Source organism: Dongia sp. agr-C8 (assembly GCF_054658695.1).
Genome location: NZ_BAAGHZ010000002.1, coordinates 648,862 through 674,962, shown reverse-complemented (window position 1 = coordinate 674,962; position 26,101 = coordinate 648,862). Strand labels below are relative to the sequence as shown.

Here is a 26,101-nt window from a genome sequence, read left to right as displayed (position 1 = left end):
CGACAAACAGGGAGAAGGAGACCACTATGTTCAAATCGGTGATGCGGGCCACTCTGCCGGTTCTGGCAGTGGCGGCGACGGCCCTGGCGGCGAGCTGGTCGCCGGCCATGGCGAAGGAACTGCGCGTGCTGGCTTGGCAGGGCTATGCCGACGACGATTGGGTGAAGGAGTTCGAGAAGCAGAGCGGCGCCGACGTGAAGGTCGTCTTCATCGGCAGCGACGACGAGATCTGGGCCAAGATCAAGGGCTCCGAAGGCAAAGACTTCGATGTGATGGCCGTCAACACCGGCCAGCTGCAGCGCTACATCGACGCCAAGCTGGTGCAGCCGATCGATCTTGCGAAGGTGCCGAACCAGAAGGCCAACCAGCTGCCGATCTTCAACGACCTCACCAAAGTGAAGGGCGTGACGCGGGACGGCCAGCTCTATGCGGTGCCGTTCTGCTTCGATTCCATCGGCATCATCTACAACACCGATGAAGTGAAGACCCCGCCGACCTCGATGGAAGTGCTCTGGGACCCGCAATACAAGGGCAAGGTCCTCGCCTACGACAACGGCGAGCACAACTTTTCCTTCACCGCCCTGACCCAGGGTGTCCAGGATCCGTTCCATCTCACGCCCGAGCAGATGGCGGCGGCCAAGGACAAGCTGCTGAAGCTGAAGCCGAATGTGTTGAGCTTCTACACCACCGCCGATGAGGCCACGCAGATCTACAAGAGCAACGACGTGGCGCTGATCTGGGCGAACTATGGCCAGCAGCAGGTGAAGTCGCTGCAGGATGCCGGCGCCCATGTCGCTTACGTGAATCCGAAGGAGGGTGCGCTCTCCTGGCTCGACACCTGGGCCGTCACGGTCGGCGCTCAGGACAAGGACCTAGCCGAGCAATGGATCAACTTCCTGATGACCAAGGAGATCGGGGCGCAGCTGACCGAGCGCACCGGCTTCGGCAGCACCACCGCGCCGTCCAGCAATGCCAAGCCGGACGACAAACTGGTCTATGTCGAGACGGTCGAGGATCCGACCAAGCGGGCCGACCTCTGGAACGAGATCAAAGCCGCGCAGTAGGGTAGAGTGTTCTGGCCGGCCCGTCTCCTGACGCGGGGGCGGGCCGGTTCGATTTTGGGGGGGCGATGGCGGTTCTTCTGGAGCTGAAAGGGGTCGGCAAGGCGTTCGGCGCGACCAAGGTGCTGGAGCAGATCGACCTTGCGGTCGAGGACGGGGAGTTCATCACCATCCTGGGTCCGTCCGGTTCGGGCAAGACCACGATCCTCAGGATGATCGGCGGGTTCACCCAGCCGGACAGCGGGGCGATCCTGCTCGACGGCCGAAACATCGCGCAGGACCCGATAAACCGGCGGCCGTTCAACACGGTGTTTCAGGATTACGCCTTGTTCCCGCATATGACCGTGGCCGGGAATGTCGGCTATGGCCTGAAGGTGCGCGGCACAGCGAGCGCGCTCACCAAGCAGCGGGTCGGCGAGGTGCTGGATCTGGTGCAGCTGGGTTCCTTCGCCGGCCGCTATCCCGCCCAACTCTCCGGCGGGCAGCGGCAGCGCGTGGCGCTGGCACGGGCGATCATCTGCCAGCCGCGTCTCATTCTCCTCGACGAACCGCTGGCGGCGCTCGACGTCGAACTCCGCAAGCAGATGCAGGAGTTCCTGAAGGACATCCACCGCGAGATCAAGACCACCTTCCTGTTCGTGACCCACGACCAGGAGGAGGCGATCGCCATGGCGGACCGGATCTGCGTCATGAACTACGGCAAGATCCTGCAGTTGGGCTCGCCGACCGAGGTCTATTACCGGCCGCGCTCCGAGTTCGTCGCCCGCTTCTTCGGCGACAACAATCTGATCGAAGGCGTTGCGCGGGATCGTGGCGTCGAAACGCCGCTGGGCACGCTGGCTTGCGCAGCGGACGGAACGGTGCCGGCGGGTGCCAGAGCCTTCGCGGTGATCCGCCCGGAAGCGATCCGGATCGGCGGCGAGAATGCCGATACGATCGTCGCCGGGCAGGTGAGCAGTGTCAGCTTCGGCGGTGCTGCGACAGTGGCGGTGGTGGATGTCGCCGGCGTGAAGCTGCGGGTGAAGCTGCCGAGCCGCGCCGAGGGCGCGCCGATGCAGGCCGGCGATCGCGTGCAGCTCGGCTGGCGCGCTGAAGACTGCCGGTTGGTCGCCGCATGACCGCGAAACCGATCGACGGCGATCGGATCCTGCGGGCGGTCGCATTGCTCGCGGCTTACGGGTTGCCGATCTTTTTCATCCTGCTGCCGCTTTGCGGGTTCCTGGTCTACTCGCTGTTCTGGGTCGAGGGGACGGAGCTGCATTACGACCTGACCTTGGTGAACTACCACCGCTTCTTCAACGATGAGATCTATATCCCGGTGCTGCGGCAAACCGTGGTGCTGTGCCTGCAAGTGGCGGGGCTTTGCATCGCCTTCGGCTATCCGGTCGCTTATTTCCTCTCCGGCCTCAGGGGGCGGAAGAAATACACCTTGCTGATGCTCCTCCTGGTGCCGCTGCTGATGAGCTACATCATCAAGATGTACGCGATCCGCAGCATCCTCGGCGGCAACGGGTTCCTGAACCGGACCTTGATCGCGCTCGGGATCATCGATCAGCCGTTGACTTTCTTCGTGTTCAACTTGAATGCCGTGCTGTTGACCTTGACGGCGCTGTTGTTGCCCTTCGCGATCCTGCCCATCTTTCTCTCCCTGGAGCGGATTCCGCGCAACCTGCTGGAGGCCTCGGCCGACCTCGGCGGCTCCAACCGGCAGACCTTTTTCCGGGTGATCCTCCCCTTGAGCCTGCCCGGCGTGATCAGCGCCGCGACCTTCGTCTTCGTGCTGGCGATCGGCGATTTCCTGACGCCCCAGATGGTAGGCGGGCAGAGCGGCTTCACCTTCGGCCGGATCATCTACAGCCAGTTCGGCACCGCCTTCAATTGGCCGTTCGGCTCCGCCTTGAGCGTGATCCTGGCGGCGCTGGTGATTGTCGCGATCGTGGTCGGCGCGCGGTTTGGGGCCGAGAAGGCGGCGGTACAACGATGAAACGCCATCCGTTCGCGACTCTGATGCTGTCAGGCGTGACGCTGCTGGTCTTCATTCTGCTTTATGGACCGATCTTCATTCCGATCGTGACCTCGTTCTTTACCGTAAAATACGGCTCGGTCGATTGGAGCCAGATGAATCTCGATGCCTATGGCAAGCTGATCGAGAATGAAGGCGTCATCGAGGCGGTCGAGAACACCTTCATCGTGGGGCTCTCGGCCGTGGCGGCTTCTTTGGTGCTGGGCACGGTCATCGCGCTCCATTGCAACAGCGGCAAGTCGCGGTCACGGGCGTTGCTGCAGTTTATCGTCTTCCTGCCGTTCCTGATGCCGCCGATCATCTCGGGCCTCTCACTGCTGATCTTCTTCCGCGAGGTGGATATCGACCGGTCGATACTGACCATCATCATCGGCCATACGGTCTTCGTGCTCGCCCTGGTCTATCGCACCATCCTGGTGCGGCTGCAGGGGATAGGCTTCAGCATGATCGAAGCCTCCTACGACCTTGGCGCCAGCGCGCCGCAGACCTTCTTTTATGTGCTGCTGCCGAATTTGAAGAGTGCCCTGATCGGTGCCGGTGTCTTGGCCTTCGCGCTCTCCTTCGACGAGACCATGATCACGCTGCTCGTGACCGGGACGCAGAACACGCTGCCCTTGCGGCTCTGGGCGATGATGCGGCTGGGCTTCACGCCGGACATCAATGCGCTGGTGGCCATCATCCTGGCGCTGACCACGGTGCTGGTGCTGATCGCTGCACGCTATCTCATTCCCAAGGATCTGGCTGGCGCGTGATCCTGTCTGGGCAGCTCACTTCTGAGCTCGACGCAAGAGGGCGGCAACGCGCGACATTCTCCACCAGAAGGCAAGAGACCAATTTGCCGCTCGCGTCGTGTGATCCACATGTTGCGGCATAGTGCGATGTCGGCTTCTGGCGCATAGCTGACTCAGTCACTTCACTGGCGCAACTAGCGGACGATGGTTTCTTTAGCTGAATTGTTCTCTCTGATGCATCAAGAATCGCGCGGAACACTGCGTCTCGGTGATCTCGCTCTATTTGACTCTCACCCGGAGGCGCCCCAAGGCGTCGCCGGGATGATCATGACGTTGGTCGACGTCCAGCCGACGCCCTTCTTCCAGCGTTCCTTGATCTCGCGCACGGGAAATCCCTTGCCGCGTAACCGGCCGGCGAAGTCGCTGTAGACCGCCATCACGAAGGCTTCTTTATGCACGGCTGCTCATTCCTTCCGCCAAAATCCCCGACGGCATATTGCCGAGGGGTCCGGTTTCCGGAAGGCGGTCAGAGATGCTTCGCGACTTCTCTTACCGCCTCGGTCGCGGCGGAGACCACGATATCGGCCTCGCCGCGGGAGAGGCAGAGCGGCGGCGCGAAGCCGAGGATGTCGCCCTGCGGCATCGCGCGGCCGATGACATTGCGCTTCGCCAGCGCCGCGGCGATCTGCGGTCCGACCTTCTTCGCCGGATCGAACAGCTTGCGGGCGGCCCTGTCCTCGACGAACTCGATCGCAGCCAGCAGGCCTTCGCCGCGTACGTCGCCGACCATCGGATGGTCGCCGATTGCGTCGCGCAGGCTTTTCAGGAAATAGGCGCCGGTTTCCTCGGCATTCTTGATGAGGCCGAGGTCGTCCACAAGCTTGAGATTGGCGACGCCGGCCGCGGCGCCGATCGGGTGTGCGGAATAGGTCCAGCCATGGCCGATCGGCCCCAGCTCGTCGGTGCCGCGCTCCAGCACTTCCCAGACCCGCTTGGAGACGATCGAACCCGAAAGCGGCGCATAGGCCGAAGTCAGGCCCTTGGCGATGGTGATGAAGTCCGGCTCGATCCCGTAGTGGTCGGAACCGAACATCGAGCCCAGTCGGCCGAAGCCGGTCACCACCTCGTCGGCGATCAGCAGGATGTCGTGCTTCTTCAGGACAGTCTGGATCGCCGCCCAATAGCCTTTCGGCGGCGGCACGATGCCGCCGGTGCCGAGCACCGGCTCGCCGATGAAGGCAGCGATGTTCTCCGCGCCCTCCTGCGCGATCAGCTCCTCCAGCTTCTTGGCGCAATGGGCGGAGAACTGTTCCTCTGACATTGCCGCATCGGGGCGGCGGAAGTAGTAGGGCGCCTCGGTATGGATCACCTGCGCAAGCGGCAGATCGAACTTCTTGTGGAACAGTTCGAGCCCGGTCAGCGACCCGGTCATCAGCCCGGAGCCGTGATAGCCGCGCCAGCGCGAGATGATCTTCTTCTTGTTCGGCCGGCCGAGGATGTTGTTGTAGTACCAGATCAGCTTGACGTTGGTCTCGTTGGCGTCCGATCCGCCGAGGCCGAAATAGACCTTCGACATGTTCTTCGGCGCGCGCTCCAGGATCATGTGCGCGAGGGTGATCGAGACCTCGGTGCCGTGGCCGACATAGGCGTGGTAATAGGCGAGCTCCTTCGCTTGCTTCGCGATCGCCTCGGCGATCTCGCTGCGGCCGTAGCCGACATTGACGCAATAGAGCCCGGCGAAGGCATCGAGCAGCTTGTTGCCGTCGCGGTCCTGGATATAGACGCCCTTGCCGGTCCTGACGATCCGGTTAGGCATCTCGCCGCGCGCGAACTGCCAAAGATGGGTCGAGGGGTGGAAGAAGGCCGAGCGATCCCACTGGTCGAGCTGGTCGTTGCGCAGCATTGATGAACTCCCTTGCGAATGCGATGCGGCTTAGAGCCGCTGGAACATACCCTAAATCAATCGATGACGATGAGCTCGCGGGCAACGTCGCAGAACCGCGCGCCGCCCTTCTCGGTGACTTCGAAGGATTCCGAGATCGCGACGCCCCAATCCTTCAGCCAGAGCCCGGCCTGGATGTGGAAGCACATGCCGGCCTGGAGCTCGGTCTTGTCGCCGGGGCGGAGGCTGACCGTGCGCTCGCCCCAGTCCGGCGGGAAGGAGAGTCCGACGGAATAGCCGACCCGGCTTTCCTTGCTGAGGCCGTTGCGCCGGAGCACCGCCTGCCAGGCGGCTTCCACTTGTTCAGCGGTCGAGCCCGGCTTTGCCATCGCGAGACCGGCATCGACGCCCTCGACCGCCACCTTGGCGACATCGAGCATTTCCTTGGGCGGCTTGCCGAGATGCACCGTGCGGGTGAGCGGCGCGTGATAGCCGCGGCGCGATCCGGCGATCTCCAGCATGACCAGCGTGTCCGCGGGCAGCGGCGTGTCGGTCCAGGTGAGGTGCGGCGTGCTGGTGCCTTCGCCCACCGGCATCAGCGGGCAGATCGCGGTGTAGTCGCCGCCGGCGCCGCCTGGAACGCCCATGGTTTGCGCGTGGTAGATCTCGGCCACGACATGATGCTGCGGCACGCCGGGCTTCATCTTCGCGATGCCGGCATTCATCGCCTCGGTGCAGACCTTGCCGGCCTCGCGCATCAGCTTCAGTTCCGCCGGTGACTTCACCAGCCGCGCCCAGTTCACCAAGTCGCCGTTGTTAGAGAACTTCGCGTTGGGCAGGCCCTTGGTGAGATGGGCATGGCAGCGCGCGGTGTAGTAATGCGCGTCCATCTCGACGCCGATCCGCGCCTTGCTCCAGCCGCGGGATTCGATCAGCTTCACCAGCTCGTCATAGGGATGCTCGACCGGGTGATGCACCAGCCGCTCGGAGAAGGGGACGATGTTCTTCGCCGGCAGGTCGGTGGTGACATGCGCGCATTTCGCATCCTGGGCGCGGCCGAACCAGATCGGCCATTCCTCCTCGACATGGACCAGCACGCATTGCGGCACGTAGAACGACCAGCCGGCGAAACCGGTCAGCCACCCCATATTGGCGGGGTCCTGGCAGACCAGCAGGTCGAAGCCCGCCGACTGCATGCGCTTCTTGGTATCGGCGACCCGCGCCGCGTATTCGGCCTGGGTGAAGGGTTTGTCGAAGGCGGCCATGGTTTTCTTCCTTTCTCAGGCTTGGATGACGGCGCCGGCGCCGTCCTTGCGGGCGGCGGCCAGCGCATGCGTGGCGATGGCGGTGTCCTGCGCGCCGGTGCCGGTCAGATCGCAGATCGTGATGTCGCTCTCGGCGCGGCGCCCGGGTTTGGCGCCGGCCACGACCTCGCCGAGTTCCGGCGGCACGGGCTTGAACCCGGCTTCGCGCGCGCTGCGCAGTTCGCCCAGCTTCTCGCTCTGGCTGATGCGGTCGCAGACGAAGAGGTCGGCTTTCATCACGGCCGCGGGATCGATCTCGTTCTTGCCCGCCTGGTCGGAGCCCATCGCGGTGATGTGCAGTCCGGGATGCAGCCATTCGGCTTTGAGAATCGGCTCCCGCGCCGGCGTCGTCGTGACCACGAGCTGGCTCTCGCGCACCAGGGCCGCGGGATCGCCGGTCGCGACGGCCTCGACGCCGATCGCCGCCGCGATGTCATTGGCGCAAGCGGCGGCTTTCGCTTCGTCGCGGCCCCAGACCAGCACCCGCTCGAACTTCCGCACCTGGTGCGCGGCGATGATCTGCAGCCGCGCCTGCACGCCGGTGCCGAGCACGCCCGCTGTCGTGACGTTGCGCGGCGCCAGGTGCCGCGCCGCCACGGCGCCCGCCGCCGCGGTGCGGACGTCGGTCAAGTATCCGTTGTCCAGCAGCAGGGCATCGACCAAACCGGTCTCGGCCGAGAACAGGATCATCAAGCCGTTGAGGCTCGGCAGGCCGCGCTTCGGGTTGTCGAAGAAACCGGGGCTGACCTTGATGGCGAAACCGGCGAAGCTCGGGATATAGGCGGTCTTCACATCGACCTCGCCATTCACCTCGGGGAGGTCCATGGAGAGGATCGGCGGCATCACCACCTTGCCGGAGGCGAGTGCCTTGAAGGCCCGCTCGACCACGTCGATCGCCGTGCCGTCGAGCTTCACGCAGCCGCGCAGGTCGCGCTCGGTCAGGACGAAGATGTCGCGCATGTTCAGCCTTTCACGATCTGATCGCCGATCTTCACCGCCGCGCCGGAAGCGACCGCCAGAAACTGGTCCGGATCGACATTGCTGCCGCTAACGATGAACGCGGCTGGTCCGTCGAGCTTCAGCTTGCCGGCGAGCAGGGCCGCCGCCCCGACCGCGGCGCCGCCTTCGGTGACCAGCCGCTGCTCGCGGAACAGGAAGCGCATGCCGCGGTAGATCTCGGCCTCGCTCACCAGGATCGTATCGTCCACCAGCTCGCGGCAGGTCTCGAAGGTGTATCGATTCTGCAGCCCGATGCCGCCGCCGAGCGAGTCCGCCAGCGACGCGACTTCCTCGACCTCGACCGGCTTTCCGGCTTTGAGGCTCTCGACCATCGCCGCGCCGTTCTCCATCGTGACGCCGATGATGCGGATCTCCGGCTTCAGCGCCTTCGCGGCGATGGCGATGCCGGAGATGAGGCCGCCGCCGGAAAGCGGCACCACGATGACGCGCAGGTCCGGCCGGTCTTCCAGCAGCTCGAGCGCGATCGTGCCCTGGCCGGCGATGACGTCCGGATGATCGAAGGGCGGGATGTCGGTCAGGCCTTGTTCGTTCACCAGGCGGTCGATCTCGACCTGGGCCTGGTCCTGGCTGACGCCGACTTGCCGCACCTCGGCGCCGAGCGCTTCGATGGCGCGCACTTTCGTCGCCGGCACTAGTGCGGACAGCGCCACCATCGCGCGGATGCCGGCACTCTTCGCCGCCGCGGCGACCGCGCGGCCGTGATTGCCGGTCGAGCAGCAGCCGACGCCGCGCCGGCGCTGATCGTCGCTCAAGCGCCGGATGGCGTTGGTCGCGCCGCGCAGCTTGAACGCGCCGGTAGCCTGCAGGCTCTCCAGTTTCAGCAGCACCTCGTGTCCGGCCTCTGCGGAGAGCGCGGGTGAAGCCACCAGCGGCGTCCTGAGGACGGCGCCGACGCTCGCGGCCGCCGCCTCCCGGATCGCCGCCAGGTCCGGCGCGCGGTCAGGTCCGCTCATGGTCTATTGTACACATCATGAGGAACGCCTTGGCCTCCCTGTCGGCAAGATATCTTGTTTCAGCGGATACTATCTCGCTGGTTGCGACAAGGAAAGATAAGTTGTATACAACAAGCCAAGAAGAAGATTTCGGGAAGGTTTGCTGGTCCGGCCCTCCCGGCGTTCGAAACAGCAGAAACTTCCGGCCAGGCAACAGAGGAGGTCAGGCATGAACCAGAATATGAAGCTGACGCGGCGCGGCTTGTTGCTGACCGCTGCGGGTCTTGGCGCTACCGCCGGCGTTCTGGGCGGCACGTCGCGGCTCGCCTTCGCGGAAACCACCCTCGAGCGCGCCAAGGCGAACGGATTCATCCGTATCGGCTTCGCCAACGAGGCGCCCTTCGGCTATGCGACGCCGGATGGAAAATTGACCGGCGAGGCGCCGGAAGTCGCGAAAGCCGTGCTGGCGAAGATCGGAATTCCCCAGGTCGATGGCGTGCTGACCGAGTTCGGCTCGCTGATCCCGGGGCTCAAGGCCGGCCGCTTCGACATCATCGCCGCCGGCATGTTCATCAACCCGAAGCGCTGCGCCGAGATCGCCTTCTCGGAACCGTCCTACGGCATCGGCCAAGCCATGCTGGTGAAGGCCGGCGATCCCAAGGGCATCAAGGACTATGCCTCGATCAAGGACAACCCGGACCTGAAGCTGGCGGTGATGTCCGGCGCGGTCGAGGTCGGCTACGCCAAGGATGCCGGTGTCCCGGAGAGCCAGCTCGTCATGCTGCCCGATCAGTCGAGCCTGCTGCAGGCGGTGCAGTCCGGCCGCGCCGACGCCGCCTCGCTGACCGCGCTTTCGATCGCCGACATGGCGAAGAAGGGCGAGGGCGTCGAGTCGACGACGCCGTTCGGCGAGGTCGCCGGCAAGTCGGTGAAGGGCCATGGCGGCTTCGGCTTCCGCAAGGAAGACAAGGATCTCTACGAGGCCTTCAATGCCGAGCTGAAGAAGTTCATCGGCTCGCCCGAGCATATCGCCCTGGTGACGCCGATCGGGTTCGGCAAGGACTACCTGCCGAACAAGACCATGGATCAGCTCTGCAAGGGCGAATAGCCTCCCGCGTCGGGGCGGTTCCGGTCGTTCTCCCCTGGATCCGCCCCGCGTTTCTCTAGAAAAGGCGCGCCATGGGTATCCCCTCGCTGGCCGCCATGCTGGTGGCGGCGGTGCTCGCGATCGCGGCGCTGGCTTTGAGCGGCGGCAACGCGATCTTCATGCCCGGCCTCATGGAAGGCCTGTGGCTGACCCTGCAAATCACCGCGGTCGGCTGCGTGATCGCCGTCGTCATGGCGACCCTCTCCGCGCTGGCCACGCTCTACGGAACGAAGCCGCTGCGCTGGCTGGCGATCGGCTATATCGAGTTCTTCCGCGGCACCTCGGCGCTGGTCCAGCTGTTCTGGACTTTCTTCGTCCTGCCCGGTTTCGGCCTCAACTTCGAAGCCTTCACCGTGGCGGTGGTCACCCTCGGCCTCAACGTCGGTGCCTATGGCGCCGAGGTTGTGCGCGGTGCGATCCAGGGCGTTACCCGCGGACAATGGGAGGCGACGACCGCGCTCAACATGACGCGGGTCCAGGCCTTGCGCCGGATCATCCTGCCCCAGGCTCTGGTCGCGATGATCCCGCCCTGGGGCAATCTCTTCATCGAGCTACTGAAATCCACGGCGCTGGTCTCGACCATCACAATGACCGACCTCACGTTCAAGGCGAAGACCATGAACGACACCACGATGCAGACCATCCCGATCTTCACCCTGGCGCTGCTGCTCTATCTCGTGGTTTCGCTCTGCATCACCATCTTCATGCGCTGGGTCGAGCGGCGGGCGACGCGCGGCATGGCGCGGGGGAGGGGATAGGCCATGGATTGGAGATGGGACTACGCGCTCGAAGTTCTGCCGATCCTCGCCAGGGCCGCCATCGTCACTATCGAGGCAACATTCCTCGGCTTCATCATCGCCGCGATCCTCGGCCTCATCCTGGCGATCATGCGGATGAGCGGCCCGGTGGTCGGCTGGCTCACCGCCGCCTTCGTGGAGTTCGTGCGCTCGACCCCCCTCCTGATCCAGATCTTCTTCATCTACTTCGTATTGCCGCGCTTCGGCATCACGCTGGACGCCTTCACCGCCGGCATCATCGCGCTCAGCGTGCACTACGCCTGCTATTGCTCCGAAGTCTACCGCGCCGGGCTGGAAGCCGTGCCGCGCGGGCAATGGGAGGCCTGCACCGCGCTCAACTTGAGCAGCTGGAACACCTTCAAGAACATCGTCCTGCCCCAGGCGATCCCGCCGATCGTGCCGGCGCTAGGCAACTATCTGGTGGCGCTGTTCAAGGATACGCCGCTGCTCTCCGCGATCGCGGTGCTGGAACTGGTACAGACTGCGAAGAATCTCGGCACCGAGAATTTCCGCTACACCGAGCCGATGACCATCGTCGGGCTGATCTTCCTCATTCTCAGCCTGGTCACCTCGGCGGGTATCCGCTGGCTGGAGCGGCGCCTAAATCTCAGGAGGGTGCGATGAACGAATCCGCCGGCCATCAACCCATGGTGCGGTTCGAGAAGGTCACCAAGCGTTACGGCGCCTTGACCGTGCTCGACGATCTCAACCTCGAGGTCGGCCGCGGCGAGAAAGTGGCGATCATCGGTCCCTCGGGTTCCGGCAAGACCACCGTGCTCCGCATGCTGATGACCTTGGAGCGAATCGACGGCGGGGTGATCTGGGTCGACGGCGAACCGATGACCCATATGCAGAAGGGCGGCGGCATGGCGCCGGCGGACCCGAAGCACCTCCGGCGGGTGCGGTCCAAGATCGGCATGGTGTTCCAGCATTTCAATCTCTTCCCGCATATGAACGCGCTCGCCAATTGCATGGAGGCGCCGGTCACCGTGCTCGGCATGAAGAAGCGCGAGGCGGAAGAGCGCGCCGCCGAGCTGCTGGATATGGTAGGCTTGGCCGACAAGAAGGGGCACTATCCGGCACAGCTTTCCGGCGGCCAGCAGCAGCGAGTCGCCATCGCAAGGGCGCTCGCCATGCGGCCGAAGGTGATGCTGTTCGACGAGGTGACCTCGGCCTTGGATCCGGAGCTCTGCGGCGAGGTGCTGCAGGTAATCCGCAAATTGGGGAGCGAGCACGACCTGACCATGCTGATGGTGACGCACCAGATGGGTTTCGCCAAGGAATTCGCCGACCGGGTCTGCTTCTTCTACCAGGGCAAGATCTGCGAGCAGGGCGAGCCGCAACAGCTGTTCGCCGCGCCGCAAAACGAACGCACGAAACAGTTCCTGCGCGCGGTGATGGATTCGGTATGAACCCGCTCGACGACAACCAGGATCGGCCGCTCAGCATGTCGCGCGGGCGGTTCGAGCGGATCTACAAGACGATCCGCGACCGCATCTGCCTGCTCGAATACCAGCCCGGCGAACGCCTCGGCGAGGAAGAACTGGCGCGCGAGTTCGAGGTCTCCCGGACGCCGATCCGCCGCGTGCTGTCGCGCCTGGAGAGCGAAGGCCTGCTGGAGAGCCGCCACGGTGTCGGCACTTTCGTGACCGACGTCGATATCGACGCCTTGTCCCAGGTCTACCAGTTGCGCATGGAGCTGGCCGAATTGATCGGCAAGCTCGACCCGATCCCGCGCAGCCCGGCCGATCTCGCGCGCGTGCGCAAGATCCTGGCGCGCTGCGACGAGAACAAGGCGCCGGATGCCAAATCCGTGGCCCAGCTCAACATGGATTTCTTCCAGGAGCTGAGCGCGATGATCGGCAACGCGCCCTTACGCGAGATTTCCGAGCGACTCTATTATCTCACCACGCGGATCTGGCTGAAATCGGTGCCGCATCTCAACTTCAAGGACGAGATCATCGTCTTCCGCCGCGAGGTGGCCGACATCCTGGCGGCGATGGAGCTCGGCGACCTCGAGGCGGTCGGCCATATCCGCCGCAGCCACATCTCCATGAGCGTCCAGCGCATGAAGCAGTATCCCGACCGCAAGTCCCACTGAGTATTCCGGAGTCGATCGCAGTGTCCGAACAAGAGACGCGGGCCAATCCCATTTCCGCCACCGTCGATTTCACGCACGACGGCGTGCAGCACGGCTTCCTGCGGCTGCCCTACAGCCGCGACGATTCCGCCTGGGGCGCGGTGATGATCCCGATCACTGTCGCGAAGAACGGCAAGGGGCCGACCGTGCTGCTGACCGGCGCCAATCACGGCGACGAATACGAGGGCCCCGTCGCGTTGATGGATCTCGCCGCCACGATCGAGGCTTCGGCGCTCAGCGGCCGGGTCATCATCGTGCCGGCGATGAACTTCCCGGCGTTCCGTGCCGCCACCCGCACCTCGCCGATCGACAAGGGCAACTTGAACCGCACCTTCCCCGGCAAGCCCGACGGCACCGTCACCGAGAAGATCGCCGATTATTTCCAGCGCACCTTGTTGCCACTGGCGGACGTCGTGCTCGACATCCATTCCGGCGGCAAGACCTTGGAGTTCGTGCCGTTCTGCTGCGCCCACCGCCTGCCCGACAAGCGCCATGAGCAGGCCTGCATCGCCGCGATGGAGGCCTTCAATGCGCCCTATTCGATGATGCTGCTGGAGATCGACAGTGTCGGCATGTACGACACCGCGGCCGAGGCGATGGGCAAGACCTTCATCTCCACCGAGCTCGGCGGCGGCGGCACGACCACCGCCCGCACCGTCGCCATCGCCAGGCGCGGCGTCCGCAACCTGCTCATCCATGCCGGCGCGATGAAGGGCGAGATCGAGCGTCAACCGTCGCAAATGCTCGACATGCCGGACCGCGATTGCTTCACCTTCAGCGAGAACGACGGCCTGATCGAGCCTTGCATCGACCTCGGCCAGAGCGTTGCCAAGGGCGACCTCATCGCGAGAATCTGGCCCACCGACCACACCGGCGTGAAGCCCGCCGAGTACCGCGCGAAAATGTCCGGCCTCGCCGCCGCCCGCCACTTCCCCGGCCTGGTCAAGACCGGCGACTGCATGTCCGTTCTGGCGGTGAAGGCGTAGCTGGATCGCGGCGCCATCGATCATCACGAAGGCTTTCAACCTTCACCTCCCCCGATCTCGGGGGAGGGGTCTTTCTTACCGGTCCAAGAAATCCGCCGCAGCCTCGGCCTCTTATCGCATGCCCTTCGGTTCGCTTAGGTCAGGAGCGGATATGCAGGGGCTCCAATCTCTTGGATCGCTATCTCGAACTTAGTACATTCCAGCGATGATACTCAACCGCCGGGAGTGCGGCGAATGCCCAACAAGATGGCGCCGGAATGTGAATGCTCGGTAATCGCCCATATGGCCGCGGAGCCGAATTTTCCGATCACTTACGACGTGAAGATGCAGGAGTGGCACATCGTCGGCGCAGACGGCGCGAAGGCGACGATCTATCATTGCTTCTTCTGTGGTGGCCGAATGCCCAGATCAAGACGCGAGGATTTCTTCCATACTGTCAGTGATGCCGAGAGTCGCCGCCTCTTCGACCTAACGAACCCCCCTAAAACCGTTGCGGATGTAGTGGCGGCCTATCACGCAGATCATCTCTGGCAATGTCCGCTTCTGGCGGCGCAAAGCGGCCATCCGGTTGCAAGCTCTGCTTCAGCTCGGCTCGCGCGTCCACAATTCGGCCTTCTTCAGCATCGCGCGATAAGATCGAAGTCCGATCCCTAGAAACATGGCAGCGAGAAGCGCCGAGACTGACATGACGATCGTCAGCGACTTGTCGATCGCGCGGTCATCCGCGAATGCCCGATCGGTAAGCAGGGCGACAACCATGGGGCCGAGCCCCAGCCCGAGGAGCGTCACGAAGAGCTGGAAGATCGCCGCGACGAAGGCACGCATCTGGTTCGGCGTCACGATTTGAAGCGCGGCAATCGAGAGGCCGAGATAGCCGGCGAGAATGGCGACCGTCGGAATGCAGGCGGCGACTGCCAAGGCGTTGTTCGGCGCCAGCACGCCGGATGAAAGAGGAACGAGCAGCAGGGCAAGGAAGAGCACGGTGCGGACATTCGCATCCGTCCATCCGCGTTCCGACAGGCGCGCTGCGATTCTCGGCCCACAGATCGCGCCCATCGGTCCGAAGACGATGACCACGAGCCCCAGCTGGACCCCCGCGTCGGCGGCGCTGATTCCATGGCAGCGGATCAGAAACGTGGGAAACCAGCTGAAATAACCGTAGCCGAGGATCGAAAGTGACGAAACGCCTGCAATGAGGCTGCCATAGGTGCGCCATTCCCTCGCCATGAACCGGAGCACGTCGGTCGTCGAGACATTCGCAACGACCTCTTTGTGAGAGTCACGCAGCAGTGCGCGACGCGACGGCTCGCGGATCGTCATTGCGAGAGCCGCGACCAGCAGACCAGGGAGGCCAACGATTACAAACACGGCCTGCCAAGGTCTGAGATCGCCGACAAACGGAATGTTCACGGCGCTGGCGGCAGCGTCGGTCACATAGCCAATGACCAGGCCGCCCACGAGATAAGCGAGGCCGATTCCGACGATCCCGCCGATCGTGTAGATCCCAACCGCGCGCGGAAGGTCCTTGGGGGAATAGGCGTCCGCCAACAGCGAATAGGCCGCCGGGGCCAGCACGCTCTCTCCGACACCCACGCCGGCACGGGCGATGAATAGGCTGCCAAAGCCCCGCGCGAAGCCGCAGGCCATCGTCATCGCGCTCCAGAAGAAGATCCCTGCCGCAATCATGATCGATCGATTATGTCGATCCGCCAGGCGACCGGCGAGCAGGCCGCAGAGAATGTAGAGGAGCGCGAACGCCATGCCCTGCAGCAGGCTTATCTGGACATCGTTGATACCGAGATCCTGCCGGATTGGCCCTACCAGCAGACTGAGGATCTGCCGGTCGATGAAGGCCAGCATGTATGAAAGGGTGAGGACCAGGAGCAGAAAGCCCGGTCGGGCGGTCATCCTTACACTCGTCTTCAAAGCGTCAGCGCGTTCGACCATCGGCCTTCTGTCTGCAACATTGCAAGGTTACCAAGAGCGGCTGCTGAAGACCGGATTCCGTCCTCAGTGTAGGGCGCTCAGGAGCGTGCGGGCCGCCCTGAGATCCGGCGTTCCAAACCCCTCGGTAAAGCTCTGATAGACCGGTCCGAGGACGGCGCGGGCCTCGGCCTTCAGCTCCTGGCGCCTCTTGAGTTCGGCCAGGTCAAGCGCCGTCTTCAGCTGCCAGAAGCGAGCACCCTGATCCAAGGAGATCTGCAAGGAGCGGCGGTAGCAGGCTTCAGCTCGCCCCTCGTCCCTCTGGTGCAATGCCAATCGGCCCTTGAGCCGGTGGAGCTCCGGCAGATACCAGTGCTCGCCCCCCTGGGCGGATCGCTCGAGTGCTTCGTCCACAGCCGCCGATGCCTCATCGTAGCGTTCGATCGCGACGAGGCCTTCCGCGAGGATAGCCAGAAACTCCGTGAACCAGCCGGTCCAGCCGCTGTCCGCGCATGTGGCCAGGGAGGCGCGGAGAACTTGGGTTCCGTCCACGCAGTCGCCGCATTTTATCAGCAACGCGCCATCGAGACAGATCCCCGTCATACCGAAGACTCGATAGCCCAGACGCTCCGACAACTCTTTCAGGAGCGCCACGGAGCGTCTTGCTGCATCGAGGTGACCGGTCATCATCTCTATCCGACACAAGGAGTGCCGGAGAAGATTGCACCGTGTCGCCGCGTTAGGCTCATCCGCGGCTTCCTCCAGAGCACGCCGTCCTTCGACCACGGCCTGGTCGACCTTTCCCTGCAGCCAAAGCACCTTGGCCAGCATCGCCCGTGCCATGGCCCGCTCGTTGAACCTGGACCACGAGTAGTCGTCGATTTCCTGCCTGGGCGCCGTCAAAAGCGCACGGCGAAATGCAGCCTCGGCTTCACGGAGGTCGCCCTTCATCTGAATTGCAAAGCCAACCAGTCGCTCCGCCGCTGCAATTCGAAGATCGTCGCCCGCCTGCCGCGCCACGTCGCGCAGTCGCATCCCAACAGGCAACGCGGCATTGACGTTGCCGCTCAGGATGTATGTGGAGAAAAGCAAGTGGCGAGCCTGAAGTTCGCTCGGCCTATCCCCCAACTGCTCGGCAAGCGCCAACGCGGTCAAGGCGGCACGCTGAGTCTTCTCGTGCGATTGAAACGCGTAACCGAAGGCAACACCTTGATGCAACGAAAGATGCATCAGGAGACGCTCATCGAGATCGCGAGCGGGGTCCCGGCGTTCTATGGCGACGCCGACACGATGGCCGCATTCCGCCATCAGCGCCAAGTGCTGCCACGCGGGCGAATAGGCAGCCGTCAGCGCAACACCCGTCGCTCCATCACCCACCGCCGAGAAACACCAATCGAGAGCCGCACGCACATTGTCGATCTCCGCGACAAAGCGGGCGACATTGGCCTTGCTGAGCGGGCCGAGCCCTTCGGCGACATCGCTGGAGAAGAGTCGGCAGAGGAATTGCGCCTGCCGGCGGGCCGCCCCCAGCGACTCGCCGGCCTCCGCCAGCTTTTCCATGGCATAGGCCCTGATGGTCTCAAGCAGACGCCAGCGTCCGGGCGTCCGGTCGGCGACGACGAGCGATTTGGCGACAAGATTGCCGATGCCATCGAGAATCACGACTGGGCTGGCCGCGGAATCGGCCAGCACTGCTGCGACGGCGTCCACGGCGAACCCGCCGGGAAACACTGCAAGATGCCGCAGCAGTCGCTGCTCGGACGCCGGCAGGAGTTCATAGCTCCAATCCAGCGTGGCCCGCAGGGTTTGCTGTCGCGGCAGTGAGGCCCTTCGGCCTCCCGTCAGGAGCCTGAATCGATCATCGAGATGTTCTGCAACCTGCGTAACCCCCAGAACGGCCGCGCGCGCGGCGGCGAACTCGATCGCCAGGGGTATGCCATCGAGCCGTCGGCAGATGGTCGCCAGATCCTGAATTTGCCCCGCCGAGATCGTGGCCGTCGAGTCCGCAGCGCGAATTCTATCAACGAAGAGCTCCACGGCAGCGCTGGCATGAATCACGTCCGGATCGGAGGCCTCTGAAGAGGGAACGTCCAATGGGGAGAGCCGGTAGACATACTCGCCCGCGACGCGGAGAGGCTCGCGGCTGGTCGCGAGAATCAATATTTGAGGGCAGAGGCGGAGCAGCGCTTCAACGAAAGACGCTGCCGCGGAAATGAGATGCTCGCAATTGTCGAGAACCAAAAGGATCCTGCTGCCGCCGATCCTTGCGGCGACAAGTTCGCCGGAGATCGTCTCGGCGCCCATGTGCAGACCCATCGCGCTGGCGGCCGCACTTGCGACCAGCGACGGCTCAACAATAGGGGCCAGATCGACGAAACTAGACCTGGCTTGCAGTAAGGAGTGCAGCTGGTGCGCTGTTTTCAGAGACAGCGCGGTCTTTCCAATGCCACCGGGTCCGGTGACGGTCACCGCGCGATACTGCATCATCATGGATTTCAGGCTGGCGACGGCTTCATCCCTGCCATATAGAGCGGAACCGGTGACTGGCAGATTGCTGGCCGGTGAAACCGGAGCGTGAGACGTGGAAGGATCCGGCCGGCCATCCACGTCTACTGCCGTCTTCAAGCCAATAGGCTGAAGAGCATAACCGCGTCCGGAAATCGTCTTCAGGATGGTTCGGTCGGGTCCCAGCGCCTTTCGGATCGCCGATATATGGGCTTGAAGAGCATTGTCTTCGACAACGGAGCCGCGCCAGACCAGGGACATCAAGTCGTCTTTCGATACGATCTCCCCCTCGGCTTTCGCGAGTACCGCCAGGACGTCGAAGGCGCGATCGCCCAAGGCAACAGGGGTTCCCCCGCGTCGGAGCTGTCGCCGGCCGTAGTCGATTTGCAGGTCCCGAGCCAAGTAGAACTCCGCGGCGACAAAGCAGTATTTGAATAGCCCCGGAGCAGCTTAGCAATATGTGGCACGGACTTGAAGAGCTTGGCGGCCGCCAGCTGGTCCTGCTCAGAGTCATTAGGCCTTGATGAACGCCAAGAGGTCCTGGTTCACGCGATCCTTCTCGGTGCTGCAAAGCCCATGGGGCGCCCCTGGATATGTGATGAGCCGAGCGTGCTTGACAAGCTTTACCGAGAGCAGGGCCGAATCCGCGATGGGGACGATCTGGTCATCGTCGCCATGGATGATAAGCGTCGGCACCTCGATCTTCTTGAGGTCTTCGGTGAGGTCCGTCTCGGAGAAGGCCTTGATGCAGAAATAGGAGGCGGGAAAGCCGGCCATCATGCTCTGCAGCCAGAAGGCTTCGCGCACTCCTTCGGAGACCTTCGCCCCGGGCCGATTATAGCCGTAGAACGGCATGGAGAGATCCTTCCAGAACTGTGAGCGGTCGGCGACGACCGCGGCGCGGATCTTGTCGAAGGCCTCGATCGGCGTGCCGCCCGGGTTGGCCGCGGTCTTCAGCATCAACGGCGGGATGGCGCCTATGATGACCGCCTTCGCGACGCGGGTGTTGCCATGGCGACCGATGTAGCGCACGACCTCTCCGCCCCCGGTGGAATGGCCTACATGCACGGCGTCCCGGAGATCGAGCTGGGTCACCAGCTCCGCCAGATCGTCGGCGTAGGTATCGAGATCGTTGCCGTGCCATGGCTGGCTGGATCGCCCGTGGCCGCGCCGGTCATGACCGATCGCCCGGAAGCCGTTCGAGGCGAGGTAGAACATCTGGTCCTCGAAAGCGTCGGATGTGAGCGGCCATCCATGGCTGAACACCACGGGCTGACCCGAGCCCCAGTCCTTGTAGTAGATTTCGGTCCCGTCCTTCGTGACGATCTTCGACATGCGTCGATCTCCATTGCTTGGATTTGCCGGAGGCGGCGTGAGACTGCTTTGCTTGTCTGGTGTCGAGCAGCCGGCAAGTGGCGCGGCCGCCAGGACGCCGGCTGCGCCTGCGAGCATGGTGCGGCGCGATAGCGCGGTCAGATCGACTGTGCTCATTTGCATCCTTCTCCAGAACAGCTCAATGACCCCTGCGCGCGCCTCAGTCGACCACCGGCGCCGCCGTTGCGAACTCGGAGCGCGTGGTCGGGTGGCCGTCGATCGCCTCATAGACGGTCTTGGTACGGCCGAGCATCTCCATGAGGGATTTCGGGCCCGCGAACGGACGCCCTCCGATATGCCAGCCATCGGTGTGCAGCTCCTCGATCAGGACCCAGACCACCTCGCGGAAAGCTTCGGAACCCTCGAACCGCACCATGACGTCGGTCAGAGCCTTGGCCAGTTCGTGCTTCTGCTCCGGGGAGAAGACTCCGTCGATCAGCTTCACATTGACGAATGGCATGCGGGCTCCTTTTGCTGGGGGCTGCGTCTCACCGCGGGACCGCGGGAGAGATCGGATCGCTGGCCGGGAAGGTCTCTTCCAGTGCCTCGTCGAGCCGGTCATCGGCCGGAGAGATATCGACCACAACCTTGCCTTTCGCGGTTTGCGATTGGACGGCCTCATGGGCTTCGGCCGCGCCCGAAAGAGTGAAGCTGCGGGGATCGAGCCTCGGCTTCAGCTTTCCGGCCTCGATCAACCGGGCCGCCTCCGTCATGATCTCGCCGTGGTGGTCCCGACCCTCGCCGGTCAACAGCGGCAGCAGCGTAAAGACGCCGGAATAACTGGCCGCGCGGAAGGAGAGCGGTGCCAAGGCATGGGCGCCCCATCCAAGGCAGCTGACGACATGACCAAAGCGGCGGACGGCGGCGAAGCTTGCATCCAGTATGGCGCCGCCGCCCGTATCGTAGACCAGGTCGAAGCCGTTGCCGCCGGTGCAGCGCGCCACATAGGCATCGACCGTCTCGCTGCGATAGTCGATCGGGACCGCCCCGATCGCGCGCAGATACTCCGCGCTTGCCGCCGACCCGGTGGCGAAGACCTCGGCGCCGTGGGCCTTGGCGATCTGCACCGCCATGTGTCCGACCCCGCCCGCACCCCCATGCACCAGGACCTTCTGACCGGCCGTCACGGCGGCACGGTCGACCAGCCCTTCCCAAGCGGTGATAAAGACCAGGGGAACGGCGGCCGCCTCTCGCATGGAGAGATTGCGCGGCTTCAACGCCAGCAGCCGCGCATCGACCGCGGCAAACTGGGCCAGCGAACCTTGAATGCCGCCGACACCGCCCGTCATGCCAAAGACCTCGTCGCCCGGCTTGAAGGCGGATACGCCCGAACCCACCGCCACGACGGTCCCGGCAAGATCGAGCCCCAGAACGGCGGGAAGAGGATGCCGCGCATGCGCTGCCGCGCCGGCCCGGATCTTGGTGTCGAGCGGATTGATTCCGCTGGCGGCGATGCGCACCAGGGCTTCTCCGCTGCCGGCGGTCGGACGCGCAACCAGCCGTTCTTCGAAGCCACCCTGGCTCGCCGAAACGATGAGGGCCCGCATCTTCGGTGATTCGTTCATCCCCGCCTCTTCGACAGAACTGCCGTCAGCATGCTGGGGGGGCGATGGCGCAGTCTTCCCAGTTCACACGACAACGGCAGTATCGCGTCTCGTGCGATCTCGAAAGACGGCTGCCGCCATCGGTTCATGATGGAGGCGGGGAGACGCAGCATGCGCATGGGTGGATGGCGGTGGTAGACGGGCTGACGACGATCAGGAGCACCTTCGGTCCCGAGGAGACGATGAATCGCTTCGAGGCGGAGGTCCGCGCCAGTGGGATGACGGTGTTCACGCATATCGATCACGCGGCCGGCGCCGCCAACGCCGGACTGTCCCTGCGACCCACCGACCTGCTCATCTTCGGGATCGCCAGAACCGGAACGCCGTTGATGGAGGCCGCGCAGAGCATCGCCGTCGATCTGCCCTTAAGGACTCTGGTTTGGCAGGACGAGAACGGGGTGACCTGGCTGTCTTACAACCAGCCTGGCTGGCTCGCGCGACGCCATGGTCTGGGGCCCGCGTTCGACGCAATTGTCGCCACGATGACCGCCGGCCTCGACAAGATGGCAAGAGCGGCTGCGGGCGCCTAGCGGCGCGATAATGCAGACCAATCGTGGCTTCTACGAACCCGCAAAGCTGCGTCGCCAGGCCTGCGGTGTCTGCCCCGCGAACCGCTTGAAGATTGTCGTGAAGTGGGATTGGGTCTGGAAGCCGACCGACATGGCGATATCCACGATCGGCCTCTCGGTCCGGGCCAGCATTTCCTGCGCCCGCTCGACGCGTCGCCTGAGCACGTATTCATGAGGCCGCAACCCGGTGGAAGCCCTGAATTGCGCGGCAAAGTGCATCCGTGAAAGACCCGATGCACCCGCGATATCGGCGAGACTGAGGGTCTGCTCCAAGCCGGTCTCGATGAACTCGATGGCCCGCTTCAGCCGCCAGCGCGCCATCTCCGCCACCTTCGTCCGCTTGGATCCCGTCGAGGGAACGGCGGTATGAAGGAGCCGCGCGACGAGGGCGATGCTGATGCAATCGACATAGAGGATGCTGACCTCTCCTTGGGACAGCTCGGCATTCATGAGCGCGCGCGCAAGCGAATCCACAGCCGGATCCCTGGCGAGTGCCGCCATAGAAGGAAGTGACGAGGAGCCATCCCGATGCAGGCTGCCAGCGCATTCGCGCATCAGGCGATCGGGAACATAAAGATGCAACGCATCGTACGGGCCGCGAAACAAGGCAGCGGCACGTGTCCCCGGCTCCGTGACATGGAACATGCCAGGGGCGGCGATCCCGTCCTGGACCGTTTTTGCGCCGACCGCCAGGTACATATCCGTGCTGCGCAGCACCAGTTTGACCACGTGACAAGCGTCCGATGCATCGGCGCTGCAGTCGCGGGGCCGGCGGTCGAGGCTCCGCCAGCGCGTGGCCTGGATTTGCGATCCGGTGACCGCCGGGTACCCTTGGGGCGGAAGGCGCCAACAGTTCTCCTCGGTCACGAAACTCTTCGGCCTGTCGGTCCCGAGCCAGGGCTCGGTGGCGGACCGGGTTGGAAACCCGCAATCGACTGACGTTTCCGACATAGAGCCCTCCCTGCTGGGCCCCGAATCTCTCGCCGTGCCGGCCCCGGCGTCATTGGGCTGGACCTGAAAAATCCTGAAATGCGAGGCCGGCCGTGCGAACCGGCAATACGCCCGGCGAAGCCGAAAGAACCAGCAGCGGCAGGGCACTAGGGTGCGTCTGCATTGCGGAGGGAGCGACCGATGGCCAATCAGGCCTTGAGCGAGAAAAGTGCCGCCCTTGGGCTTACCACGGCGACGGGCGAGGCCCCGATCTTCAAGCCCGGCGATCGGGTCCGGATCGAGACGCGCGCGCCGATCGGGCATTACCGCGTCCCCATCTATCTCCGCGGCAAAGCGGCGACGGTCGAGTCGATCATCGAGCCGGTCGCGATCGACAACGAGGAAGAAGGCTACGGCCGGAACGCGGGTGCGAAGCTGCACTACTACCGCCTGGCGATCGCGATGACGGAGATCTGGCCGGACTATATCGGCTCGCCACGGGACGGGCTGCGCGTCGAGGTCTACGAAACCTGGCTGGAAGGGGCCTGACCCATGAGCGCAGATCACGAACACGACCATGATCATCCCCATGCCGAGGTCGCTCCGGCCGGACGACCCGGCTACTACGACATGCTGGAGACGGCGATCCGGGAACTGCTGATCGAGAAGAAGTACTTCAGCGCCGGCGAGATCCGGCGTCAGATCGAGGTCCTGGATTCCCGCAATCCGGCGCTCGGCGCCAAGGTCGTCGCCCGGGCCTGGACCGACGCGGATTTCAAGGCACGGCTTCTGGCCAATGGCCGGACCGCCTGCGAGGAGTTCGGCATCTCCTTCTACGATGATACGCAGCTCATCGTCATCGAAAACACCGACAAGGTGCACAACCTGATCGTCTGCACTCTGTGTTCCTGCTACCCACGTCCGGTGCTCGGACTTCCGCCCGACTGGTACAAGGCGAAGCCTTACCGCGCCCGCGCCGTGACGGAGCCACGCGCCGTCCTGGCGGAGTTCGGCACCATCATCGCCGACGACGTCGAAGTGCGGGTCCACGATTCAACCGCCATGGTGCGTTATCTGGTCTTGCCGCAGCGTCCCGCCGGCACCGAGACCTTCAACGAGGTCGAGCTCGCCGCGCTGGTCACGCGCGATACCATGATCGGCGTCATTCCGGCCACGCTGCCGCCGCAAGGAGCCGAACGATGAGCCGGACCGAAGAGCTTGTTAAGCGGCTGCCCAACGACATCGGCGGGCTCGGGGCGGATCGAATCCGGCAGATCGACCATGAACTGGAGCCATGGGAGAAGCGCTGCCACGCCTTGGCCGACGTGCTCGACTTCCACAAGATCATCAACACCGAGGAGAAACGCTGTGGCGTCGAAGCGCTCGGCGCGGAGATGGTCGGGAAGCTGACCTATTACGAGCGGTGGATCGTCGCGTTCTCCAACATCCTGTTGCGCAAAGGCATCCTCTCGCCGACCGACATCGCTGTGAAGATGCGTGAGATCGAGGTGCGCTGGGATCAGGTTGAGGCCGACTAGTTCCACCCATCCCGTCCGCAGACCAAAGGCAAGGAATCCCACGATGACGAACCACGACGATCCTCCGTCTCCATCGCGCCGCAGTCTCCTGATCGGCGGAGTCGGTGCGGCGACCGGGCTGGCGCTCTGGCGCTCGGCTGCGGCGGCCGAGCCCCAGGCCCTGACGGTTCAGGCCGGCGACACCGCAGTCGTGATCATCGACCCGCAAAACGACGTGTTGAGCGAGACTGGCAAAAACTGGGGTGCCGTCGGCGCCAGCGTCACCGAGAATCACACGGTCGAGAACATCGAGCGGCTTTTCAAGGCGGCGAAAGCCGGCGGCTATCACGTGTTCATCTCGCCGCACTATTTCTATCCGACCGACAGCGCCTGGGCGTTCAATGGGCCGCTCGAATCCGATGAATTCCATACGCACACGTTCGAGCGCACGGGACCGCTCTCGCTGGAAGGATTCGCAAACTCCGGCGCCGACTGGGTAGACCGGTTCAAGCCCTATATCGAGGACGGCAAGACGGTGGTCGTGAGCCCGCACAAGGTGTTCGGGCCGCAGACCAACGACCTGGTGCTCCAGCTGCGCAAGCGCCGGATCAGCAAGATCATCCTCGGCGGCATGCTGGCGAACATGTGCGTCGAATCGCACTTGCGCGAGTTCCTCGAGCAAGGTTTCGAAGTCGCCGTGGTCAAGGACGCGACCGCCGGGCCGCGGCATCCGGTCTGGGGCGACGGCTACCAGGCCGCGATGATCAACTATCGGTTCCTGGCCCATGCCGTGCTCTCGACGGACGAGGTCGTCGCGGCCATGGGCCGCACTTAGCGCCGCAGACAGCGACGGTGTGATGGACCGAATCGATGTCGGAATTATAGGCGCGAGCGCCGTCAATCCGGGTTGGGCGACGGCAGTGCATTTTCCTGCGATCACCCGGTCTGATGATTTCGTCCTGCGGGCACTGTTGAACGTCTTTTCACACCCCTAGTAGAGCCCGAGATTGCGCTGCAAAGCAGCCGCGAAATGGGCCTGGATGGCGGCAACGGCCGCCGCGGGGTTGCGCGCGCGGCAGGCTTCCAGCACCACCATGTGCTCACGCAGCGAACGCAGGGCGAGCGGCACGGTCACCTTCCGGTCGAGACGAAGCAGTCTCAGGTAGTTTCGAATGCGCCGATAGCTCGTATCGATCAGCGGGTTATTGAGGCTCGCCACAATAGTGCCTTGGAGCGACTCTTCCAGCAGTTCCAAGTCTGCGGCGCTCTGCGCAGTCAGCCCGTCGCGCTCAAGGGATAGCTCAACCTCGCGGTGGCGACGCAGAAGGTCGAGTATGGCGGCGTCGTCTGCGGTCTCGGCATAGACAGCGACAGCGGCCGCCTCGATGATACCGCGGAACTGATAGGTTGAGCGCGCCAGTTCCATCCCCGGCTTGATGAACTGAATCCCGGCTTGGGGGTGAATGGTGAGCACGCCCTCAGCTTCCAGCGTCCGCAGGGCATCGCGCAACGGCGCCACGGGCACGCCGGTCAATTCCACCAACTGCGATTGTGAGACGAACGCGCCCGCCGGGAGCTTTCGGGCGCCCCGCCGAGCGTCAGCTGATGGCGCGAAGCGGACCTGACCTATGAGACGGACAGCGATGTCATGCGCAT

28 protein-coding genes are annotated in these 26,101 nt (G+C 64.1%); 16 read left to right on the top strand and 12 right to left on the bottom strand.

Annotated elements, in window-relative coordinates; genetic code table 11:
- The first annotated feature begins 26 nt into the window (after nt 1-26).
- The 4 genes from ACYQ4T_RS10675 to ACYQ4T_RS10660 all read left to right on the top strand — a co-directional run bounded on the left by ACYQ4T_RS10675 (nt 27) and on the right by ACYQ4T_RS10660 (nt 3,836).
- Entirely contained in the window at nt 27-1,064 is a 1,038-nt protein-coding gene (locus ACYQ4T_RS10675; protein WP_459853558.1) for an ABC transporter substrate-binding protein, read from the top strand.
- 65 nt (nt 1,065-1,129) lie between these two features.
- Nucleotides 1,130-2,179 (top strand): ABC transporter ATP-binding protein, encoded by a 1,050-nt coding sequence (locus tag ACYQ4T_RS10670; RefSeq protein ID WP_459853555.1) that lies wholly within the window; start codon nt 1,130-1,132, stop codon nt 2,177-2,179.
- On the top strand, nt 2,176-3,045 hold the full coding sequence (locus ACYQ4T_RS10665; protein WP_459853553.1) for an ABC transporter permease: 870 nt from the start codon (nt 2,176-2,178) through the stop codon (nt 3,043-3,045). Before ACYQ4T_RS10670 ends, ACYQ4T_RS10665 begins: the two co-directional genes overlap by 4 nt.
- Nucleotides 3,042-3,836 (top strand): ABC transporter permease, encoded by a 795-nt coding sequence (locus tag ACYQ4T_RS10660; RefSeq protein WP_459853550.1) that lies wholly within the window; start codon nt 3,042-3,044, stop codon nt 3,834-3,836. The genes ACYQ4T_RS10665 and ACYQ4T_RS10660 overlap by 4 nt, the downstream gene beginning before the upstream one ends.
- Before the next feature lie 269 nt (nt 3,837-4,105).
- On the opposite strand, the gene ACYQ4T_RS10655 is transcribed toward ACYQ4T_RS10660, so the two are convergent.
- The 5 genes from ACYQ4T_RS10655 to eutB all read right to left on the bottom strand — a co-directional run bounded on the left by ACYQ4T_RS10655 (nt 4,106) and on the right by eutB (nt 8,974).
- Nucleotides 4,106-4,273, bottom strand: a complete 168-nt coding sequence (locus ACYQ4T_RS10655; RefSeq protein ID WP_459853548.1) for a hypothetical protein — start codon at nt 4,271-4,273, stop codon at nt 4,106-4,108.
- A 68-nt stretch (nt 4,274-4,341) separates the two neighbouring features.
- The gene (locus ACYQ4T_RS10650; RefSeq protein ID WP_459853546.1) at nt 4,342-5,718 is read right to left on the bottom strand and encodes an aminotransferase; all 1,377 of its coding nucleotides are present in this window, start codon (nt 5,716-5,718) and stop codon (nt 4,342-4,344) included.
- Between the two features lie 56 nt (nt 5,719-5,774).
- On the bottom strand, nt 5,775-6,962 hold the full coding sequence (locus tag ACYQ4T_RS10645; protein WP_459853543.1) for a M24 family metallopeptidase: 1,188 nt from the start codon (nt 6,960-6,962) through the stop codon (nt 5,775-5,777).
- Between the two features lie 15 nt (nt 6,963-6,977).
- Nucleotides 6,978-7,961, bottom strand: coding sequence for a cyclodeaminase (locus ACYQ4T_RS10640; RefSeq protein ID WP_459853540.1), 984 nt, complete (start codon nt 7,959-7,961; stop codon nt 6,978-6,980).
- A 2-nt stretch (nt 7,962-7,963) separates the two neighbouring features.
- Nucleotides 7,964-8,974 (bottom strand): hydroxyectoine utilization dehydratase EutB, encoded by a 1,011-nt coding sequence (gene eutB, locus ACYQ4T_RS10635; RefSeq protein ID WP_459853537.1) that lies wholly within the window; start codon nt 8,972-8,974, stop codon nt 7,964-7,966.
- Between the two features lie 208 nt (nt 8,975-9,182).
- Between eutB and ehuB the strand changes: the two genes are divergently transcribed.
- The 7 genes from ehuB to ACYQ4T_RS10600 all read left to right on the top strand — a co-directional run bounded on the left by ehuB (nt 9,183) and on the right by ACYQ4T_RS10600 (nt 14,677).
- Nucleotides 9,183-10,061, top strand: coding sequence for an ectoine/hydroxyectoine ABC transporter substrate-binding protein EhuB (gene ehuB / locus ACYQ4T_RS10630; protein WP_459853534.1), 879 nt, complete (start codon nt 9,183-9,185; stop codon nt 10,059-10,061).
- A 71-nt stretch (nt 10,062-10,132) separates the two neighbouring features.
- Complete coding sequence (gene ehuC, locus ACYQ4T_RS10625; protein ID WP_459853532.1) at nt 10,133-10,858, top strand: ectoine/hydroxyectoine ABC transporter permease subunit EhuC; 726 nt, start codon at nt 10,133-10,135, stop codon at nt 10,856-10,858.
- A gap of 3 nt (nt 10,859-10,861) precedes the next feature.
- Nucleotides 10,862-11,521, top strand: a complete 660-nt coding sequence (gene ehuD, locus ACYQ4T_RS10620) for an ectoine/hydroxyectoine ABC transporter permease subunit EhuD (RefSeq protein ID WP_459853530.1) — start codon at nt 10,862-10,864, stop codon at nt 11,519-11,521.
- Nucleotides 11,518-12,309, top strand: coding sequence for an ectoine/hydroxyectoine ABC transporter ATP-binding protein EhuA (gene ehuA, locus ACYQ4T_RS10615; protein ID WP_459853527.1), 792 nt, complete (start codon nt 11,518-11,520; stop codon nt 12,307-12,309). The genes ehuD and ehuA overlap by 4 nt, the downstream gene beginning before the upstream one ends.
- Complete coding sequence (locus tag ACYQ4T_RS10610; protein ID WP_459853524.1) at nt 12,306-12,998, top strand: GntR family transcriptional regulator; 693 nt, start codon at nt 12,306-12,308, stop codon at nt 12,996-12,998. Before ehuA ends, ACYQ4T_RS10610 begins: the two co-directional genes overlap by 4 nt.
- 20 nt (nt 12,999-13,018) lie before the next feature.
- A complete protein-coding gene (doeB, locus tag ACYQ4T_RS10605; protein ID WP_459853522.1) occupies nt 13,019-14,023 on the top strand; it encodes a N(2)-acetyl-L-2,4-diaminobutanoate deacetylase DoeB in 1,005 nt (334 codons plus the stop codon).
- Nucleotides 14,024-14,257: 234 nt separating this feature from the next.
- On the top strand, nt 14,258-14,677 hold the full coding sequence (locus ACYQ4T_RS10600) for a DUF6980 family protein (RefSeq protein ID WP_459853519.1): 420 nt from the start codon (nt 14,258-14,260) through the stop codon (nt 14,675-14,677).
- Here the strand turns inward: ACYQ4T_RS10600 and ACYQ4T_RS10595 are convergent.
- The 5 genes from ACYQ4T_RS10595 to ACYQ4T_RS10575 form a co-directional block, all read right to left on the bottom strand.
- Nucleotides 14,606-15,931 carry a spinster family MFS transporter gene (locus ACYQ4T_RS10595; protein WP_459853517.1) on the bottom strand — a complete coding sequence of 442 codons (1,326 nt, stop codon included), beginning with the start codon at nt 15,929-15,931 and terminating at the stop codon, nt 14,606-14,608. The two genes, ACYQ4T_RS10600 and ACYQ4T_RS10595, sit on opposite strands and share 72 nt — an antisense overlap.
- Nucleotides 15,932-16,033: 102 nt before the next feature.
- A complete protein-coding gene (locus tag ACYQ4T_RS10590) occupies nt 16,034-18,853 on the bottom strand; it encodes an ATP-binding protein (protein ID WP_459853515.1) in 2,820 nt (939 codons plus the stop codon).
- Between the two features lie 111 nt (nt 18,854-18,964).
- Entirely contained in the window at nt 18,965-19,786 is an 822-nt protein-coding gene (locus ACYQ4T_RS10585) for an alpha/beta fold hydrolase (protein WP_459853512.1), read from the bottom strand.
- A gap of 199 nt (nt 19,787-19,985) precedes the next feature.
- Nucleotides 19,986-20,285, bottom strand: a complete 300-nt coding sequence (locus ACYQ4T_RS10580; protein ID WP_459853510.1) for a tautomerase family protein — start codon at nt 20,283-20,285, stop codon at nt 19,986-19,988.
- Between the two features lie 28 nt (nt 20,286-20,313).
- On the bottom strand, nt 20,314-21,390 hold the full coding sequence (locus ACYQ4T_RS10575; protein WP_459853507.1) for a zinc-dependent alcohol dehydrogenase family protein: 1,077 nt from the start codon (nt 21,388-21,390) through the stop codon (nt 20,314-20,316).
- Between the two features lie 164 nt (nt 21,391-21,554).
- On the opposite strand from ACYQ4T_RS10575, the gene ACYQ4T_RS10570 reads away from it, so the two are divergent.
- Nucleotides 21,555-21,959, top strand: a complete 405-nt coding sequence (locus tag ACYQ4T_RS10570; RefSeq protein ID WP_459853504.1) for a DUF302 domain-containing protein — start codon at nt 21,555-21,557, stop codon at nt 21,957-21,959.
- A gap of 30 nt (nt 21,960-21,989) precedes the next feature.
- On the opposite strand, the gene ACYQ4T_RS10565 is transcribed toward ACYQ4T_RS10570, so the two are convergent.
- Entirely contained in the window at nt 21,990-22,727 is a 738-nt protein-coding gene (locus tag ACYQ4T_RS10565) for a helix-turn-helix domain-containing protein (protein ID WP_459853502.1), read from the bottom strand.
- Between the two features lie 402 nt (nt 22,728-23,129).
- Here ACYQ4T_RS10565 and ACYQ4T_RS10560 point away from each other — a divergent pair, with 402 nt between their 5' ends.
- From ACYQ4T_RS10560 to ACYQ4T_RS10545, 4 genes are read left to right on the top strand one after another with little or no spacing between them, the layout of a single operon-like run.
- The gene (locus ACYQ4T_RS10560) at nt 23,130-23,477 is read left to right on the top strand and encodes an SH3-like domain-containing protein (protein ID WP_459853499.1); all 348 of its coding nucleotides are present in this window, start codon (nt 23,130-23,132) and stop codon (nt 23,475-23,477) included.
- Nucleotides 23,478-23,480: 3 nt separating this feature from the next.
- Complete coding sequence (locus tag ACYQ4T_RS10555; RefSeq protein ID WP_459853497.1) at nt 23,481-24,131, top strand: nitrile hydratase subunit alpha; 651 nt, start codon at nt 23,481-23,483, stop codon at nt 24,129-24,131.
- Nucleotides 24,128-24,466 carry a hypothetical protein gene (locus ACYQ4T_RS10550; RefSeq protein ID WP_459853495.1) on the top strand — a complete coding sequence of 113 codons (339 nt, stop codon included), beginning with the start codon at nt 24,128-24,130 and terminating at the stop codon, nt 24,464-24,466. Before ACYQ4T_RS10555 ends, ACYQ4T_RS10550 begins: the two co-directional genes overlap by 4 nt.
- A gap of 43 nt (nt 24,467-24,509) precedes the next feature.
- Nucleotides 24,510-25,280, top strand: a complete 771-nt coding sequence (locus ACYQ4T_RS10545) for a cysteine hydrolase family protein (RefSeq protein WP_459853492.1) — start codon at nt 24,510-24,512, stop codon at nt 25,278-25,280.
- Between the two features lie 156 nt (nt 25,281-25,436).
- On the opposite strand, the gene ACYQ4T_RS10540 is transcribed toward ACYQ4T_RS10545, so the two are convergent.
- Complete coding sequence (locus ACYQ4T_RS10540) at nt 25,437-26,075, bottom strand: GntR family transcriptional regulator (protein ID WP_459855179.1); 639 nt, start codon at nt 26,073-26,075, stop codon at nt 25,437-25,439.
- Nucleotides 26,076-26,101 lie beyond the last annotated feature (26 nt).

Excerpts from the sequence above, each read along its gene's own strand:
- ACYQ4T_RS10675 (WP_459853558.1), top strand. The coding sequence starts at position 27 with ATGTTCAAATCGGTGATGCGGGCCACTCTGCCGGTTCTGGCAGTGGCG.
- ACYQ4T_RS10670 (WP_459853555.1), top strand. The coding sequence starts at position 1,130 with ATGGCGGTTCTTCTGGAGCTGAAAGGGGTCGGCAAGGCGTTCGGCGCG.
- ACYQ4T_RS10665 (WP_459853553.1), top strand. The coding sequence starts at position 2,176 with ATGACCGCGAAACCGATCGACGGCGATCGGATCCTGCGGGCGGTCGCA.
- ACYQ4T_RS10660 (WP_459853550.1), top strand. The coding sequence starts at position 3,042 with ATGAAACGCCATCCGTTCGCGACTCTGATGCTGTCAGGCGTGACGCTG.
- ACYQ4T_RS10650 (WP_459853546.1), bottom strand. The coding sequence starts at position 5,718 with ATGCTGCGCAACGACCAGCTCGACCAGTGGGATCGCTCGGCCTTCTTC.
- ACYQ4T_RS10645 (WP_459853543.1), bottom strand. The coding sequence starts at position 6,962 with ATGGCCGCCTTCGACAAACCCTTCACCCAGGCCGAATACGCGGCGCGG.
- ACYQ4T_RS10640 (WP_459853540.1), bottom strand. The coding sequence starts at position 7,961 with ATGCGCGACATCTTCGTCCTGACCGAGCGCGACCTGCGCGGCTGCGTG.
- eutB (WP_459853537.1), bottom strand. The coding sequence starts at position 8,974 with ATGAGCGGACCTGACCGCGCGCCGGACCTGGCGGCGATCCGGGAGGCG.
- ehuB (WP_459853534.1), top strand. The coding sequence starts at position 9,183 with ATGAACCAGAATATGAAGCTGACGCGGCGCGGCTTGTTGCTGACCGCT.
- ehuC (WP_459853532.1), top strand. The coding sequence starts at position 10,133 with ATGGGTATCCCCTCGCTGGCCGCCATGCTGGTGGCGGCGGTGCTCGCG.
- ehuD (WP_459853530.1), top strand. The coding sequence starts at position 10,862 with ATGGATTGGAGATGGGACTACGCGCTCGAAGTTCTGCCGATCCTCGCC.
- ehuA (WP_459853527.1), top strand. The coding sequence starts at position 11,518 with ATGAACGAATCCGCCGGCCATCAACCCATGGTGCGGTTCGAGAAGGTC.
- ACYQ4T_RS10610 (WP_459853524.1), top strand. The coding sequence starts at position 12,306 with ATGAACCCGCTCGACGACAACCAGGATCGGCCGCTCAGCATGTCGCGC.
- ACYQ4T_RS10600 (WP_459853519.1), top strand. The coding sequence starts at position 14,258 with ATGCCCAACAAGATGGCGCCGGAATGTGAATGCTCGGTAATCGCCCAT.
- ACYQ4T_RS10595 (WP_459853517.1), bottom strand. The coding sequence starts at position 15,931 with ATGACCGCCCGACCGGGCTTTCTGCTCCTGGTCCTCACCCTTTCATAC.
- ACYQ4T_RS10585 (WP_459853512.1), bottom strand. The coding sequence starts at position 19,786 with ATGTCGAAGATCGTCACGAAGGACGGGACCGAAATCTACTACAAGGAC.
- ACYQ4T_RS10580 (WP_459853510.1), bottom strand. The coding sequence starts at position 20,285 with ATGCCATTCGTCAATGTGAAGCTGATCGACGGAGTCTTCTCCCCGGAG.
- ACYQ4T_RS10575 (WP_459853507.1), bottom strand. The coding sequence starts at position 21,390 with ATGAACGAATCACCGAAGATGCGGGCCCTCATCGTTTCGGCGAGCCAG.
- ACYQ4T_RS10570 (WP_459853504.1), top strand. The coding sequence starts at position 21,555 with ATGGCGGTGGTAGACGGGCTGACGACGATCAGGAGCACCTTCGGTCCC.
- ACYQ4T_RS10560 (WP_459853499.1), top strand. The coding sequence starts at position 23,130 with ATGGCCAATCAGGCCTTGAGCGAGAAAAGTGCCGCCCTTGGGCTTACC.
- ACYQ4T_RS10555 (WP_459853497.1), top strand. The coding sequence starts at position 23,481 with ATGAGCGCAGATCACGAACACGACCATGATCATCCCCATGCCGAGGTC.
- ACYQ4T_RS10550 (WP_459853495.1), top strand. The coding sequence starts at position 24,128 with ATGAGCCGGACCGAAGAGCTTGTTAAGCGGCTGCCCAACGACATCGGC.
- ACYQ4T_RS10545 (WP_459853492.1), top strand. The coding sequence starts at position 24,510 with ATGACGAACCACGACGATCCTCCGTCTCCATCGCGCCGCAGTCTCCTG.